Source organism: Gillisia sp. Hel1_33_143, from assembly GCF_900104765.1.
Classification (GTDB): Bacteria; Bacteroidota; Bacteroidia; order Flavobacteriales; family Flavobacteriaceae; genus Gillisia.
In genome coordinates this window covers 1,794,875-1,811,510 of the sequence record NZ_LT629737.1, presented here as the reverse complement: position 1 = coordinate 1,811,510, position 16,636 = coordinate 1,794,875, and the positions used below count along the sequence as shown (strand labels likewise).

The window sequence follows — 16,636 nt, the reverse complement described above, 5'->3', positions numbered from 1 at the left end:
TTCGTAATGAACTTTCGAAATTGAGGACTATTTTAAAGAATTATAGATTATAGAACGCAACAAGAATTAATTAACCAACTTAAATGTTATTTATAATTTATTTATAAATAATGGTTTTAATAAAACTATAACATGACTACAGCTAAATAAATCAGACTTTTATAGAAAATTTTGAAATAGTTCATATTATGAAAAAACTTCTACTTCTTTTAATACTTCCTTTATTTTTAGGATGCGCAGAATTGCAAGACATCGCTTCACAACTTCCAAATTCTGAATATGGTGTTACTAATACTGAAATTTCTTCCGGACTAAGAGAGGCATTAAATTTGGGAATAGATAGACAGGTTAATAAATTAACTCAGGAAGATGGTTTTTTTAAAAATGAGCTTGTAAGAATATCGCTTCCTCCAGAGCTTCAAAAAGTTGATCAAACCTTACGTAGTGTTGGATTAAGCTCTTTAGCAGATGAAGGATTGAAAGTATTGAATAGAGCTGCTGAAGATGCGGTGAAAGAAGCAACTCCAATCTTTGTAAGCGCTGTTCAGCAAATAACTTTTAACGATGCAAGAAATATTCTTTTAGGAAATAATACAGCAGCTACTTCTTATTTAACTTCAAAAACTGAAGATCAACTATACGCTAATTTCAATCCGGTAATCTCTAATTCTTTAGACAAAGTGGGAGCAACTCAAGTTTGGAGCAATATTATTGCGAAATATAATAATTTACCATTGGCTTCAAAAGTGAATCCAGATCTTCCGGATTATGTTACTAATGAGGCTTTGAAAGGAGTTTATAAAATGATTGCAGTAGAAGAACAACAAATTAGAACAGATCTTGCTTCAAGAACTTCAAGACTATTACAACGAGTCTTTTCTCTACAAGATTAACAGATTTAACGTTATAATACCATTACCTTGTAAAAATTACAAAACCTTTAACCTGAGGTTAATAAATAATAAGGGCATAAGCCCCTAATTTTGTACCCCAAAGTAGATGATGATGTTAGGAAACTTATTTTATAAAAGCGAAGAGGATAGATTGTGTCAAAAATATTCTGAATTGATGAGCCAATCTTTTAGAGTTGCATTGAACAACAAGGATAAAAGCGATAAAATTAGAGCAAGAGCTAAAAAGATCTTAATTCAACTTAAAAAAATGAATTGTAAAAAGATAGATAAAAGTTTGTAGCTAATTATTAAGCCATCTTATAGTCTTAAAGTAGTCGAAAGCATTCAACAAGCGGGATCCATACCAACTAAAATATTCCCCGTTTACTAAAATGGTATTCGTGTTTAAGAGTTTAATTAAATCTGAAATATGTTTTTCCTTAAAAGGATAAGGTTCTGAGCTTAGTAAAACTATGTCGATATCCAATTCTTTCAACATTTCCAATGTTAGAACCGGATATCTATCTGTGCTATTTTTAAATACATTATCGCAGTTATTTAATTCTAACATAGAATTGATAAAGGTATTTCCACCTACTGCCATCCATGGATCTTTCCAAATTAGGTAAACAACTTTTTTTATGCGATTATCTATGTTTAATTCACCTTTCTTATACTGAATACTGTTAACCAAATGTGATGCTTGCATAGTTCGATTAAATATCTCACCGTATTGCAGAATTAGCTGATAGGTATCTTCTAATGTAATAACATTAGATATATGAACGGGAGCTATCTTTTCTAATGCAAAGACCATCTCTTTTGTATTCTCCTCTTTATTGCAAAGAATAATATCTGGCTTTAAGTCTGCTATCTTATTAAAATGAACATTCTTAGTGCCTCCTACAATTTTCTTTTCCGTCTTAAGACCTTCAGGATGAACGCAAAATTTTGTAATACCTACTATTGAATCTGTAAGTCCTAAAGTACATAGTAGTTCAGTTTGACTAGGCACTAAAGAAATTATCCTCTTAGGAATTTGTGTAATATCTAACAACCTACCTAGTTGATCTTTCATCAGCCTTTTAAAGATTCTTCATTAGTTCAGACATTTCTCGTTGCATAACTTCAGCCTTAGCTGCAGCGATCTCTGCGAAATTTGAACTTTCTGATGCATATATAATTCCTCTAGACGAATTCACTAATAATCCAACATTTTTATTCATACCATATTTACAAACTTCTTCTAAACTACCACCCTGAGCACCAACGCCAGGAACAAGAAGAAAACTATCTGGTACGATCTTTCTTATTTCAGCTAAATACTCGGCTTTTGTAGCTCCTACTACATACATTAATCTTTCTGAATTTTCCCAAGTCTTGGAAACTTCAATCACCTTTTTATATAACTGGGTATCATCAGTTTTTAAAGTCTGAAAATCAAATGCGCCTTCATTAGAAGTTAAGGCTAGTAAAATGGTATGTTTATTTCTGATGTAAAGAAAAGGTTCTACAGAATCCTTACCCATATACGGTGCAACGGTTACAGAATCAAACGCCATTTCTTGTAAAAATGCTTTTGCATACATGGAAGAAGTGTTTCCAATATCTCCACGCTTAGCATCTGCAATGGTGAAAAGTTGCGGATAATTCTCATTAAGATATTCTATAGTTTTATTTAGCGCTTTCCATCCCTTTTTACCATGAGCCTCATAAAAAGCTGTATTGGGCTTATAAGCCACCGCAAATTGATGAGTTGCATCTATAATAGCTTTATTAAACTCGAAGATAGGATCTTCTTCAGAAAGTAAGTAGGTGGGGATTTTTTCTAGATCTGTATCCAAGCCGATACAAAGAAAAGATCTCTTCTTAAAAATTTGCTCTACAAGCGCTTCGGTGGTCATAACAAATAAAGTTTGAGGTAAAGATAATTTACTTATTAGATATAAAAAAATCCCGCAGTTGCGGGATTTTATATGTGAAACAGTTTAAAATACGTCGCTGTTCTCTTTTAATTTTTCTGTATTCTCTACTAGCTGAAGTTCATCAATAATTTTTTGAATATCTCCACTAATAATATTGGAAAGATCGTAAAGCGTTAGATTTATACGATGATCTGTAACTCTTCCCTGAGAGTAATTATAAGTTCTAATTTTAGCACTTCTATCTCCGCTGGCAACCATAGAGTTCCTCTTTGCAGAATCTGCCTCCATTTTCTTTGCAAGTTCCATTTCATATAATCGAGAACGCAATACTCTAAATGCTTTCTCTTTATTCTTATGCTGAGATTTTTGATCTTGACACTGCGCTACCAATCCTGTAGGCACGTGAGTTAAACGTACTGCAGAATAAGTGGTGTTTACAGACTGACCTCCCGGACCTGACGAACAGAAATAATCTACTCTCACATCTTTTGGGTTGATCTCTACATCAAACTCTTCTGCTTCTGGCAAAACCATAACTGTAGCTGCAGAAGTATGCACTCTACCTTGAGTTTCTGTTTGAGGAACACGTTGAACACGGTGAACACCAGCTTCAAATTTTAGAGTACCATAAACATCTTCTCCGGAGATCTCAAAGATCATCTCTTTAAAACCACCACTGGTACCTTCATTATAATCTACAATATTGGCTTTCCAGCCTCTGCTTTCTGCATATTTATTGTACATCTTGTAAAGATCTCCAGCAAAAATACTCGCTTCATCTCCACCGGTACCTGCACGAATTTCCATCACAACGTTCTTAGCGTCTTCAGGATCTTTAGGCACCAACATCATTCTGATTTTATCTTCTAAACCAGGTATTTGTCCTTTAGCTTCGTCCATTTGCATTTTTGCCATTTCGGTCATTTCTGCATCACTTCCATCTGCAATCACTTCCTGGGCTTCTGCAATATTATCTGTAAGACGAATGTATTTTTCACGCTCATCCATGAGCGCTTTTAAATCTTTGTATTCTTTATTAAGTTCTACATAACGCTTTTGATCTTGCATGATATCAGGTTGAATGATAAGATCATTTACCTCGTCAAAACGTTGCTTCACTATATTCAGCTTCTCAATCATAAAATTTAGGATGATTTTTCGAGTCAAATTTACGATAAATCGATGGATTTAACAGAATTTGAATTACAGGTTTACTAGAAAAATTATGTAGTTTTCTGAATTTCTTCAGAATTATATGGAATCACTCGAGAATCCAAAGAAGTAAATTTAACAAGAGATCCTATCCCAATTAGAAACAATATCCCATATAGATCATAAAAACTACCGGAATTCGTAAAAGAGCTTATAATTAAAGTGAGATCACTTCCTACTAATAACAGCGTTGCAATTATTAAAATGCGGCTACTCTTATTTTCATACATACTATTGAAATAAAATGTAAAAACCATTAAGCAAAACAATGCAATACTAAAAAGTATAAAAATAATGGAAGGCATTGGATTATGATCTGCCACTGAAATAATTTCGAATAAAAGATAGAACATTACAGCGTTGAGCGCTAGCACAAGAATAAAGAGCATTGTTTGAAAATAATTTATAAATAAGATCTTTACATACCTTCTTAAGTGCAATACCAAAGCTATATAAGATATTCCTCCCAAAATCATTTTTGAGTTCTCTAAATCAATTCTTGAGTGACAAATAAAAAGGTAATCTGAAATAACTACTACTAAAAAAGCCGCGATTAGATAATATTGATCTTTTTGAATGTCCTTAAAAAATAGAATTCCAAAGAAAAAATAGGTAAAGATTCTTAACCATCTACTCTCAAGGAGACCAAATTGCAAGATAACAATGCTGTTTAGAATAATAAGAACTATTCCAAAAATTGACGAAACAGAGTTTAAACGTGTCATTAAAATAAAATTACACGAAGAAGTACGATAAAACAGCTCAGGTGGTTTTATTAAAACTGTTTTTTATGAATACAGTGTAGATTTATTTGAATTCCTTCTAGTAGAACCAATAGCATACTGCACTAAAAAGGCTATAGCAAGAATATTAAAAATTCTTTCTGGAATATAAAATTCTTCAAATTCTAAATAAAATGCAATGAAGTAAGTTAGATCTGAAAAAATAAGTCCTAGGACAGCTGCTATATAATATAATGAGATCTTATTTTCATACCTATTACTGTATGAAATAGCTGCCGCTACCACTAAAATAGAAGCTACACCGTAAATATAGAATAAGGTATTAAAAGCATCATAATCATACTCACTAGGAACCATTTCTACTAAGGCTAATAGCAAAAAAATATTCACAACCAATACAACTCCAAATACTGCCACCTGTGTGAATTCTAATCTAAGTCCTTTTAATTTTTTTGCCACTAATGAAAAGAGCAATAAATAAATGGCAATTCTCATAATAAAAGTAAGAAGATTAAATATTGGTATTTTATAAAAAATAAGAAAGCCATCACATATAAGTAGCAGCAAAAATAAAATTAAATGCTTTTTAGTATACTCATTAAAAAATAAAAGAAGCAATGAGTAAAAAAACATATTTCCAAAACGCATATAATCATTCACCTCGGTAGAAAACTCAAGCAGCGTCCAAATATTGATAAAGATCAATAAAGCTGTTGCTATTGGCAATATGATTTTACTGATATTCATAGGGATTCTCAGATAAAAAAAACAACTCTCAATCGTAAATTCAGAGATTCACTTACATCTTAAGGATATAAGTTAAATATTTTAATTGATAAAAGTATTTTTTAATATTCGAAAATACCTTTTGAACTACTAATTGTGAGTTTTTTAGTATTTGATGCTTCCACCCTACCAATAATTTTGGCTTCCACATTAAAAGATCTTGAGATTTCAATAATATCTGCCGCTATAGCTTCATCTACATAAATTTCCATTCTATGCCCCATATTAAAAACCTGATACATTTCTTTCCAATCTGTTCCACTTTCCTGTTGAATTAGGTTAAAAAGCGGTGGAACTTCAAACATATCATCTTTAATTATATGCAGATCTTCTATAAAATGAAGGATCTTGGTTTGAGCACCACCACTGCAATGCACCATTCCATTAATTTCTCTATTAGAATATTTTGAAAGTATCTTTTTGATTATTGGCGCATAAGTTCTAGTAGGAGAAAGTACCAGTTTACCTGCATCTAGAGGAGAGTTCTTTATGGTATCTGTAAGAGATTTAGTTCCGGAATAAACCAATTCCTTAGGAATACTATTATCATAACTTTCTGGATATTTTTTTGCTAATGCTTTAGAAAAAACGTCATGTCTAGCAGAAGTAAGACCATTGCTACCCATACCCCCATTATATTCTTTCTCATAACTAGCTTGCCCAAAAGATGCTAAGGCTACAATTACATTTCCAGGTTTAATGTTGGCATTATCTATAACATCTGCTCTTTTCATTCTAGAAGTTACCGTAGAATCTACAATGATTGTTCTTACCAGATCTCCAACATCTGCAGTCTCTCCCCCGGTAGAATGTATTTCCACTCCAAAATCTTTAAGATCTTTAAGAAGATCTTCTGTTCCATTTATAATAGCTGAAATAACTTCTCCAGGAATTAAATTTTTATTTCTCCCAATGGTAGAAGAGAGCATAATATTATCTGTAGCTCCAACACATAAAAGATCATCAATATTCATAATTAGAGCATCTTGAGCTATGCCTCTCCAAACCGAAAGATCTCCGGTCTCTTTCCAGTACATATAAGCTAAAGAAGATTTGGTACCCGCACCATCTGCATGCATAATTAGACAATAATCTTCATCTCCAGTAAGATGATCTGGGACGATCTTACAAAATGCCTGAGGAAATAACCCCTTATCTACATTTTTAATGGCATTGTGCACATCTTCCTTTCCTGCAGATACTCCGCGACCGGCATACCTTTTACTTATTTCCTGGCTCATGAATATTGATCTTTGAAGTGCCAAAGATAAACAGTTTAAAGCGGACAGTAAAGATATACTAAAACAAAAACGGCAGCCTTTTTAAAGACTGCCGTACTTAAAATTTTTATAAGATTATTCCCAGTCTGGCATAAATGCATTTTGAAATAATTCTAATCTTTGAGATTCTGCATTCATATCATTAACTCCAACCATATAAATATTTATAGGAGATACACCGTCATTAGAAGTATTAGTAAATATTATACTTGCTTCGTTAGGAGAAAATCTAGGATCTAGATCATTAAATCCGGATGGCTTACCCTGGCTTAGATCTATGGTTCTTCCTGTAGAGAAATTATAACTAAAAATATGAGCATCTAATTGTCTGTAATTTCCATTTTCAAATTCAGATATATCCTTGCTGTATAACAGGGTTTTACCATCTACAGAAATATCAAGACCTCCAATAGCCCCCTTCTGGTTATCTAAAATGGTAGTACGTTTATTACCGGTATAATCTATAGTAAAAACAGAGCCATCGTATCCATTTACATTGGTAGTAAGCAAGGTTATAAACTTGTTTACTTCATTTACAGCTACGCCAGAAATAAATTTAAGATTAGGTGTTTCATAAATTAGTTCATTTCCTCCACCATTTATATTGATCTTATATAGTTTGCTAAAGTTAGGATACACAAGTGCAGTTCCATCATCAATCCATGAATAACCAATCTTCTCTAGATTGAATCCATTAACAGGGACATTATTAGTAATTTGAGTCTGCCTAGACCCATCTGGATCCATTGTAAATAATTGGGTCTGACCTCCAACCGTTCTTAAGAACGCCACTTTATTGGTAGCATTATTTTTTCTTGGTCTAAAACTGTTTACACTAGATGAAGTTAATTGGTATTCCCCTCCGGCACCGTCAGATGAAAAGATCACGTTGTTACCGCTAACTTTTCTCACATAATAATATCTTGTTTTTGGAAATTGAGAGGTTTCAAATGAATACACTTTACTAAGTACAGGATTATTAACACTATCTGTAACCTTAATCTGCCAAAAATATTTTAATCCATTCTGAAGACCATTTACAGTATAAGTGGTATCCTGTATATCCTGAAACTTAAGAACAGAATTATTAATATCATTTCTAAGTTCTAGTTCATAAGTTAGATCATCTCCTTCAGGATCTGTAGAAGTCCAGGCAAATTGTAACGAAACATCTACATCTGTAGCATTATCTTCAGGAAAGATTGCTTCTGGAGCAGAGGGTTGTCTATTATTAGCAGTTTGGGGCTTAAGTTCAAAAATTACATTCACTTCTGCACTTTGTCTAACGGTAGCACCTTCAAATTTGGTTAACAATCCATCTTTTTGAGCCTGCACAGAATATTCTCCTTCCGGCACATCTTTAAGTATAAAATTTCCATCAGCATCAGAAAAAACTGTGGTTGACGCAGGGTTAGTAGAAATCTTTACATTTTCTATAGGTTCATTACTTCCATCTTTTACCACCCTTCCAGTGATAGTTCCATTTCCAAAAGCACCAATAGTATCTTCACTACAACCAACAGCGCTTATTAGTAGTAATAATAAAATAAGGGGTTTAATAAATTTCATAATTTATTTTTTTGTGTTTTTACCTGCAGATTTACCTAAATAATAATTTACTCCTATTCCTAAATTGAAGTAGTGATCGTCTCTTTTACCATTAATTAGATTATCCAATTCATCATCTAAACCTATATTATGCTCAGCGAAGATCTTTAATCCAATTTTTTCATTTAACAAATATTCTGCTCCAAGTCCATACTGAAGTTTAAAATGAGTGCTACCAATATTGTCTGGTATATCATTCTCTAAGTTAAAGATAAGTCCACCTCCACCATAGATGTAAGGCCCAAAATTATCATGAGGTAATAATTTGAACAGCACGTTTCCTTCTGTACCAATAAATTTATTTTGCACTACATTACTACTTTCAAGCTGAAAAGCAGTGGCTGCAAAATTAAGAGAGAAAGATGGGGTAAGAGCCGTGTTAAAATCTAGTTTTAATAAAGCACCTGCATCCTTTTTAGAATAATCTCCGCTAAGAATAGCTGCACCTCCACTAATTCCTAAAGAACTTTTATGTTCATTATCGATATACTTACGATCGTAAATCTTAGTTAGTTCTGCCTCATCCTTTTCCTTTGCGTAATCTAGCACTAATTGATCTGCAGATTCCCAACCATCTTTTGGCTGCCACAATTTATCTTGAATTCCTTCTATTACTAATCCTTCAACCGCTTTTTCTATAGCTTCCTTAACAGCAAGCTGAACCGGTTCGTTTCTTGTAAACCCTACCTCAGCCTCTAACAAGCGCTGAAAATTAACATATTTAAAAAGGTTTACACCTACTTCCTGTGAAAGGATGGTTTTTGAAATATAGATATTCTTTAAAATTTTACCATTTGAAGTTGAAATCGCTCTTAAATAAATGGTAACTCTATCCTGACGATATTGTGTACTTCCTCCTACACCAAAGTATCTGGCCCCCATACCACCGGTAAGGATATTAGTATCATAAGATACAATTCCACCTTCCAATAAGATCCCCGCATATAATAACGGTGGAACCTGTGGTTCATTTTTAGGAGTACCTCGATATTCTTCTCTTGTAGAACGAATAATATTTCGCTCGTTTAAAAGATTTCCAATATTTTCTCTTTCAATGGGTACAAACCACTTAGAATCTGCTAAAGCTTTTATTAAGATAGAAGTACCACCCTGCGTTACTGCAGTGCTAAAGGTACTTCCTGTTTCTGAAGCTTTATATTGGCCTGTAAGATCTCGAAAATTGTAAACTCCAACTACCACAGCCTCTTCTGGTTCTGGTAACTTTTCTAATTTTTTAGTAACTGTTGATATCTCGCCAATTCTGGCCTTTTGAAAATCTACAGGCTGATTAAATGTTGTTCCACATGAGGAAACTATAGTAGCAAAAGTTACTACACTAATTCGTTTTAAAAAGTTCATTCTTGTAGGTTAATTGGGAATTATAACTTGGGTTTGTTCTCCAGTATTGGTATCTAGAATATTTATGACTAGACCCTCAGAAGATTCGTAGATATCCAAAGACAAACTACCAAAAGTAAATGTTCCCGGTTTTAGACCGTCTGTTCCTAATTGATCATTAAATAGACTTCTGGAAAGCTGACTCAATAGTTGACGATTTAGGTTCTCGGCAAAAGAATCTAAGTTAGAACCGCTTGAATTTTGCCTTGCATCTGGATCTTTAAATGAATTTTGCGCTGTGGCAGAACTAAGCAACCATTGATAATTAAAAGTATCACCTCCAAAAGCTGGATTTATGGGCTTATAAGTTAGCTGCTGTGCAGAACTTAGTGTTGAAATCAATAAAAATAAAAAGAGTAGTTTTATTCTCAATTTTGAAAAATTTAGGTTAATATCTTCTTACATTTCGGGCATTTTTTTCCATATTCTGGAAATAGGCATTAACACGTTGCACCGCAACATCTGCCATAGATTTTAAGTAATCATACTTGGGTCTTGCAAAGAATTCCCAAACCAGGGCATTGTCTACCTTCACTTGTATTTTGGTATTATTCCCAAGGGCTATCATCTCACTTATACTTACTACTTTACTACCATTTATATTTTTTGAACTATAATTTGAGTAAAAGAGTTTATAAAAATCCATACCAGCTTTGGTCTTGGTATCTTCTGTAACAATTCCAGAAAGTTCTATCCCGTCTCTGCCTTCTTGATTAACATCTTCATTTGCAATCTTGCTTTCAGAATTAGAAGTTGGTTCTATAGGCAAATTATTATCTTCCATGATATTTTGCAATGCATTATCATTTGCCTCGGGAGTATCATTTACTACAACCCTGTCCTTACCAACAATATTATCATTTATATCATATATCAACAAGAGGATAATCACCCTATCTTTTACATCCGCATTTATAGTAGTTGTAGATAGTTCTTTCTTTTCAGAAGGTTCTAATACAATTCTTCCGCTTTGATCATTCTTAGCGCTGTTAGAATTTTCTGAGTTCTTTTTTATTACAGAGAGAACGTAACGCAAACTTTGGGTGATTTCAGATTTATTAAGAGCAATCCCCGTAATTTCTATAAACTCGTTATTAGTAGACATGCTAATTTTAGCTTCTACATCTGCATTATAAGATTGTCCAAAAGAAGTACTTGCACTCATCACAGCGAAAAGGAAAATAATTGAAAACTTATTATTCACTGCCATCTTAAAATTTAATTAAAACTTCTAACCTCAATAATTTTATCATTCCCCTGCATGTTAACTTTCATTCTTTCTGAAATAGAATTACTACCATACCAGGTTAAACTTTGATTATTCCCATTCTGAATTATTTCTGCTTCATGAAGGTTTACTCCAAAAGTGTTTATATCTACAAATGTATTACGATCTCCATTTTGTATAACTCTTTCGTTAATAACAGCAGCATTAAGATTTAATTCAATATTATTATAGTCTCCATTTTGAATAAGATCTATATTAGATTGAGCAGAAATTGTTTTTGATGAGACTTCATTAAAATCACCAATTTGTTTAATGTTCACAATATTGGATGAAGTGGCTGACGTAATATTGGGAGAATAATTTTGATTTGCTAGAAAATTCAGTTCAGAAGATCTGGATTGAAATCCTTGTAAGGATAAAGTTACACCATCAGTATTAGTTTGACTTTGTGAATGGCTTGTAAATGGATTCAATAAAAAAAAGATCCCAAAAACTAAAAAGTAGATTGAGTTTTTCATAGTAAGTACCTGTTATTCAATATTACATAAATTTTAAAAATAAACACTCATAAAGAAGTAATCATATAGAGCTTTATCTAAAAATTTTGAAATTATTTAGAAAATCAGAAATCGGGCGTACCCGAGCATTTCCTAATTCTTAAATAATAAATTAAAATAAAGGGCAGGATCTTAAATTGCCCACCCATTATTTTAAGTTATGAAATAAATATTTTAATAATATTTAGTTGCAGTTTCATAGTCTTCATGCCTACGGGAGGGAATATGAAGTACTATAAAATTAATCTTTATTGAGGAAGTCCTGGTCCTGATGCTCCTCCTGGTGATGCTACAGTTTGTTGCAGTACATCAGATGAGTTGTTGCTACCCATTTGATTCACAACACTATTATGCATATTTCCTAGTTGAGTTGTAGCTGAACCATTTTCTAAACCATTTTGTGAGGTTAAAGCATAGTTAGCATTTCCCAATTGAGATACAGTAGAGAAGTTAAAACCTGCTCCTGCTCCTGTTTGTCTTGTAGTAGCCCAGTTGTCATTTCCTACTTGTTCTTGTAGAGATTGGTTAGAGCTAAAATATTGTTGCGTATTTGCGTAGTTACCATTTCCAAGTTGTACTTGTCTGTTAAAGTTACCGTCATTTCCTTGGTAAGCTTTCATTTCATTATCATCACCTTGTTGTGCCTGTAAAGAGAATTGACCGCTTCCTCTTTGGGTAACAGTAACCATGTTGTCATTACCATATTGCTCTTGTTGAGCTAAGCTTCCTTGAGAACTAGCCCATCCTGTTAATGCTTCACCTTGATTCATTACAGCTGAGTTACCTGCACCATCTTGAATTTGAAATCCTGTATTATCACTACCCCACTGACGAAGGTTTGCAGAATTTTCATCTCCTAATTGATCTATAGAACCGTAGTTAAAATCTCCATTCTGAGTTAAATTCCCTAAGTTCAATGTTCCTGTTTGTGAAACAACAGCAGTATTTAAAAATCCTATTTGGTTTACGTTAGCTTCGTTATTTGGTTCTGCCCCTCCTGCATCTCCTACTTGTGTAACTGTACTACCATTAGCAATTCCATCTTGGTCTACATTAGCAAGGTTAGAAGAACCATCTTGTGAAACTCCAGAATCATTAGATTCCCCTAATTGATTTACGTTTGCAATGTTATCATCATTGTTTTGATCTACTGAAGATAAGTTTGCATTCCCATTTTGTATTACAGTTGCTTCATGGTTAGCGGTCTCACCATCACGCCCACCTGTTTGAAGAACAGCAGATCCATTAGTACTACCTGTTTGCTGAACATCTGATTGATTAGAGTACCCTACTTGATCTACGGTGCTTTGATTGCTTTGCGCAAAAGCAACCGCTCCAAATAAGATAGCTGCTGAACTTAAAATAATTTTTTTCATAATTAATTGTTTATAGTTATAATTGATTAAAACTCAATTCAAAAAAATATGGGGACTACCTAAAATAACAGAATGTTAAAAAAGGATGATTCTTAAGCAGCTTGGGGGGCATCAGAATCATAAGACTAATCTAAGGGAAACATGTCTAGTAATAAAAAGTATTCGACCAAATGCCCAAATAATTGTTAAAACGTAAATATATTACTCAATTGTATGCACATTATATAAAAACAAAACCTGCTTCTTAGCAGGTGTTGTAATAATAATAAAATAGCTATTCTTATTACTATGATGTATGAAATTAAATAAGCACTTTAAAAGTATAAGAAGATCAAGTTTAGTTGCTTTTACTTACGTTAGCAACATTACTATTACCCATTTGAATTGTAGTACTACGATTACTTAAACCAGATTGGTAACTTCACTTAAAACTGCTTTTTTCATATATTATTGAAATAAAAAAAATCATCAGGAATGCCAAATTTGGCATTCCTGATGATTAGAATTATAGTTGATTAGTTAGATTGGCTTACAGTTGCCATGTTACCGTTACCTGATTGCATAACTGAACTCATTTGGCTGTTTCCTAACTGCAGAACTCTAGTTCTGTTAGAGTCACCTAGTTGATCAATTGCACTTACAGAATCAAAACTTCTTGCTTGATTACTAATACTCTGAAGACCTTGGTCTACGTCATTAATGTTACCGTTACCTACGCTTAAAACAGTAGACTCATTGCTTCCACCAAACTGATCTACATTAGCTTTGTTGTCATTACCAACCTGGTCAACATCAGATATATTAAAATCGTTAGCATATTGTCTAACAGCAGCACCATTTCCGTTTCCTGTTTGTGTAATATAGCTATCACTTGTGTTTTCAAGCTGAGTAGTTCTAGCATAGTTATTATTACCAATTTGATCTGTAACAGATAAATTATAATTACCATCTTGCTTCATGATAGATGTATTACCACCACCAGCTTGGTATGTAAATGCACGGTTATAATCACCTACTACAGTTACAGAAGACATATTAAGACCACCATCACCTCTTGCTGGACCAAATGTTTGAGCGGTTCTGGACTCATTACCATTTCCATCTTGTAAAATAGTAGACGAGTTATCATTACTAAAGGTTACTGTTGATCTAGCAATGTTACCATCTCCTTGTTGATCTATGACACTTCCATTTCGGCTACCAATTTGCTTAACATAAGCATTGTTATCATTACCAACTGAAGTTGTTGTAATAACATTATCTTCTCCATCTTGAGATCTTGCGAACGAGATATTATTATCTCCTGTTTGAACAAGCGTTGCTTGGTTACGCTTCACCTTGAAAGGCTGAGATCCAGCTTGTTCAATAGTTGATTTATTGTCCACACCTGTTTGAGTAGCAGAAGCCTTGTTGTTATCACCATTTTGAAAAACATCAGACTCATTTATTGCTCCAGTTTGTACAACATCTGCCATATTACCGGTTCGTTGCTGAATAACTTCACTGTCATTAGATTGAGCGAATGTAACTGCGCCGATCATTAGTGCTGCTGCACTTAGAATTACTTTTTTCATACTTATTAATTTTTATATTTATAACTGATTAAAATTCAATTCAAAAATTATGAACCTATCTATAATAGTAGAGTATTACAAAAAGTGATCTTCGTGTAGCTTGGGGGGCATCAAAATCACAAGACGAATCTAAGTCAAACTTTAGGGTTATTAAAAATTACTCGTCAAAACGCCCAAATAATTGTTAAAATGCAATCTTATCATTTGATTCTATGAACATTACATAAAAAAACCTGCCGAAGCAGGTTTAGTAATTTCTAATAATATTATTCTTTTACTAGCTATCTACCGCTTAGTTACTTTGATTAACTGAAGAAGTATTGCTATTACCAATTTGAGTTGTAGCACTTGTGTGGCTCATACCAGATTGCGTTGTATAACTTTGGTTAAAATCTCCAGTTTGAAATGAAGTAGCCATGTTCATATCACCATTCTGAAAGATCTCTGCAGTGTTAAAGTCTCCATCTATAACCACACCATCTCCGGTATACCATGCGCTACCCACTTTGTTACTGTTTCCTACTTGGCTAACTACCACATCGTTATTGTCTCCCATTACTCTACCTGTAGAAAAGTTTGAATTTCCATTTTGAATTAATTCTACGTCGTTATCATCTGCATTTGGTGGGTATCCATCTGCCACTCTCCAATCACCTCTGTTAGAATCTCCATCCACATCTAAAGTCACCTCATTATCATTTCCACTAACTCCTATACGGTGATAGTTATTATCTCCAACCTGACTTGCATCTACGTAGTTATCATCTCCTCCAGAAACTCTTACCTGTACATTGTTTCCATCTCCTATTTGTGTTGCATATAACTCATTGTTATCTGCGAAGAAAGCAGGATTATTTTTAGTTGCATTTAATACAGCAGAGTTAGAATCTCCATTTTGATATGCACTAACGTAATTACCATCACCTTCTATGCTCTCGGAAATAGCATTACCATCTCCGTATTGAGTTTCATAAGAAATGTTAGCATCTCCTACTTGGCTAACAGATGAGCTATTTCCATCACCGTACTGATCAGTATTAGAATAATTACCATCTCCAGATTGAACTTTAGTTGCAGAGTTGGAATCTCCATATTGATAAACGTATGAAATATTATAATCTCCTACTTGATCTGTTGAAGCAAGGTTCATATCTCCATTTTGATCCATATAGGAATAGTTACTATTTCCTGTTTGATCTATGCTTGCAGTATTATCATCAGAACCATCTAAATCACCATATTGATCTATATGAGCAGTGTTATAATCTCCCGTTGACATTACTGTTGCACTATTCCCGTCATTTATAGAAGATCCAGAACCAAAACCTTGATGTATACTGGAATCGTTTCTAAGACCCATTTGCGTTGCAGATGCTGTATTCCCATCTCCCAGTTGATCTGTATCATTCCAGTTACTAGTACCAGATTGCATTACACCAGATACATTAGAGTCTCCTGCTTGGTCTACTGTGGATAAATTTGTTAAGCCTGTTTGATTAACGGTAGATCCATTATTCATGCCCGATTGATTTACAGTGCTCGAATTGGATTGAGCCACCATCATTGCGCCACACATTAAAGCGGCAACACTTAAAACTACTTTTTTCATAATGATAATATATTTAGTTAATAAATTGACATATATATAATTCCAATGAAAAGATTGGAAGACATAACTAATTAGGTTATCGTGAGGGGACGAGATTATTGTTTAACATAATTCAGAAGGCAGTACGAATTGATTCATTTATTAAAAGTTATGTTAAAACAAAAGTTTCCTGGGAAGAAATTCGGTGAACGTTTTTAACGAAACTTTCATTTAGCATTATAAATCTTGAAGGAAATAAGACAATTCCATAATCAAACATTTTAAGCTTAATATTATTAAATCAGCAATTATAAGAACTTTTCTTTGAATTCAACATTTCAAATATCTAAATAAATTGCATAAACATCAAATACTCTGAGGTTTATAAAATGAATGATCATTTTATTTGTAAGAATTATCTTATAGGATTTTTCCCCTTATTCAATATTAGAAAGAAAATATATGCTC

Annotated in this window: 16 protein-coding genes; 2 read left to right on the top strand and 14 right to left on the bottom strand. The window is 33.2% G+C overall.

Features of this window, described 5'->3' with window-relative positions:
• Positions 1-188 precede the first annotated feature (188 nt).
• Positions 189-893 carry a DUF4197 domain-containing protein gene (locus BLT84_RS08295; RefSeq protein ID WP_091264376.1) on the top strand — a complete coding sequence of 235 codons (705 nt, stop codon included), beginning with the start codon at positions 189-191 and terminating at the stop codon, positions 891-893.
• Between the two features lie 112 nt (positions 894-1,005).
• Positions 1,006-1,194 (top strand): Lacal_2735 family protein, encoded by a 189-nt coding sequence (locus BLT84_RS08290; protein ID WP_091264373.1) that lies wholly within the window; start codon positions 1,006-1,008, stop codon positions 1,192-1,194.
• Here BLT84_RS08290 and BLT84_RS08285 read toward each other — a convergent pair whose 3' ends face one another.
• From BLT84_RS08285 to BLT84_RS08220, 14 genes are all read right to left on the bottom strand, one after another.
• The gene (locus BLT84_RS08285; RefSeq protein ID WP_091264369.1) at positions 1,195-1,971 is read right to left on the bottom strand and encodes an ABC transporter substrate-binding protein; all 777 of its coding nucleotides are present in this window, start codon (positions 1,969-1,971) and stop codon (positions 1,195-1,197) included.
• Between the two features lie 7 nt (positions 1,972-1,978).
• Positions 1,979-2,797, bottom strand: coding sequence for an orotidine-5'-phosphate decarboxylase (pyrF, locus tag BLT84_RS08280; protein WP_091264365.1), 819 nt, complete (start codon positions 2,795-2,797; stop codon positions 1,979-1,981).
• A gap of 84 nt (positions 2,798-2,881) precedes the next feature.
• Positions 2,882-3,958: a peptide chain release factor 1 gene (gene prfA / locus BLT84_RS08275; protein ID WP_091264362.1), complete on the bottom strand. Its 1,077-nt coding sequence runs from the start codon at positions 3,956-3,958 to the stop codon at positions 2,882-2,884.
• 83 nt (positions 3,959-4,041) lie between these two features.
• Positions 4,042-4,755 (bottom strand): hypothetical protein, encoded by a 714-nt coding sequence (locus BLT84_RS08270; protein ID WP_091264357.1) that lies wholly within the window; start codon positions 4,753-4,755, stop codon positions 4,042-4,044.
• A gap of 63 nt (positions 4,756-4,818) precedes the next feature.
• Entirely contained in the window at positions 4,819-5,520 is a 702-nt protein-coding gene (locus BLT84_RS08265) for a hypothetical protein (RefSeq protein WP_091264354.1), read from the bottom strand.
• A 101-nt stretch (positions 5,521-5,621) separates the two neighbouring features.
• On the bottom strand, positions 5,622-6,800 hold the full coding sequence (locus tag BLT84_RS08260) for an AIR synthase related protein (protein ID WP_091264349.1): 1,179 nt from the start codon (positions 6,798-6,800) through the stop codon (positions 5,622-5,624).
• Between the two features lie 114 nt (positions 6,801-6,914).
• A complete protein-coding gene (locus BLT84_RS08255) occupies positions 6,915-8,408 on the bottom strand; it encodes a carboxypeptidase regulatory-like domain-containing protein (protein ID WP_091264346.1) in 1,494 nt (497 codons plus the stop codon).
• 3 nt (positions 8,409-8,411) lie between these two features.
• Positions 8,412-9,806: a CsgG/HfaB family protein gene (locus BLT84_RS08250; RefSeq protein WP_091264342.1), complete on the bottom strand. Its 1,395-nt coding sequence runs from the start codon at positions 9,804-9,806 to the stop codon at positions 8,412-8,414.
• 9 nt (positions 9,807-9,815) lie between these two features.
• Complete coding sequence (locus BLT84_RS08245) at positions 9,816-10,217, bottom strand: curli production assembly/transport component CsgF (protein ID WP_197676589.1); 402 nt, start codon at positions 10,215-10,217, stop codon at positions 9,816-9,818.
• A gap of 16 nt (positions 10,218-10,233) precedes the next feature.
• A complete protein-coding gene (locus BLT84_RS08240; RefSeq protein WP_091264338.1) occupies positions 10,234-11,055 on the bottom strand; it encodes a CsgE family curli-type amyloid fiber assembly protein in 822 nt (273 codons plus the stop codon).
• An 8-nt stretch (positions 11,056-11,063) separates the two neighbouring features.
• Entirely contained in the window at positions 11,064-11,591 is a 528-nt protein-coding gene (locus BLT84_RS08235) for a hypothetical protein (protein ID WP_091264335.1), read from the bottom strand.
• Positions 11,592-11,878: 287 nt separating this feature from the next.
• Positions 11,879-13,006: a hypothetical protein gene (locus BLT84_RS08230; RefSeq protein WP_091264332.1), complete on the bottom strand. Its 1,128-nt coding sequence runs from the start codon at positions 13,004-13,006 to the stop codon at positions 11,879-11,881.
• Between the two features lie 515 nt (positions 13,007-13,521).
• On the bottom strand, positions 13,522-14,580 hold the full coding sequence (locus tag BLT84_RS08225) for a hypothetical protein (RefSeq protein WP_091264328.1): 1,059 nt from the start codon (positions 14,578-14,580) through the stop codon (positions 13,522-13,524).
• Between the two features lie 292 nt (positions 14,581-14,872).
• The gene (locus BLT84_RS08220) at positions 14,873-16,189 is read right to left on the bottom strand and encodes a hypothetical protein (RefSeq protein WP_091264324.1); all 1,317 of its coding nucleotides are present in this window, start codon (positions 16,187-16,189) and stop codon (positions 14,873-14,875) included.
• Between the last annotated feature and the right edge of the window lie 447 nt (positions 16,190-16,636).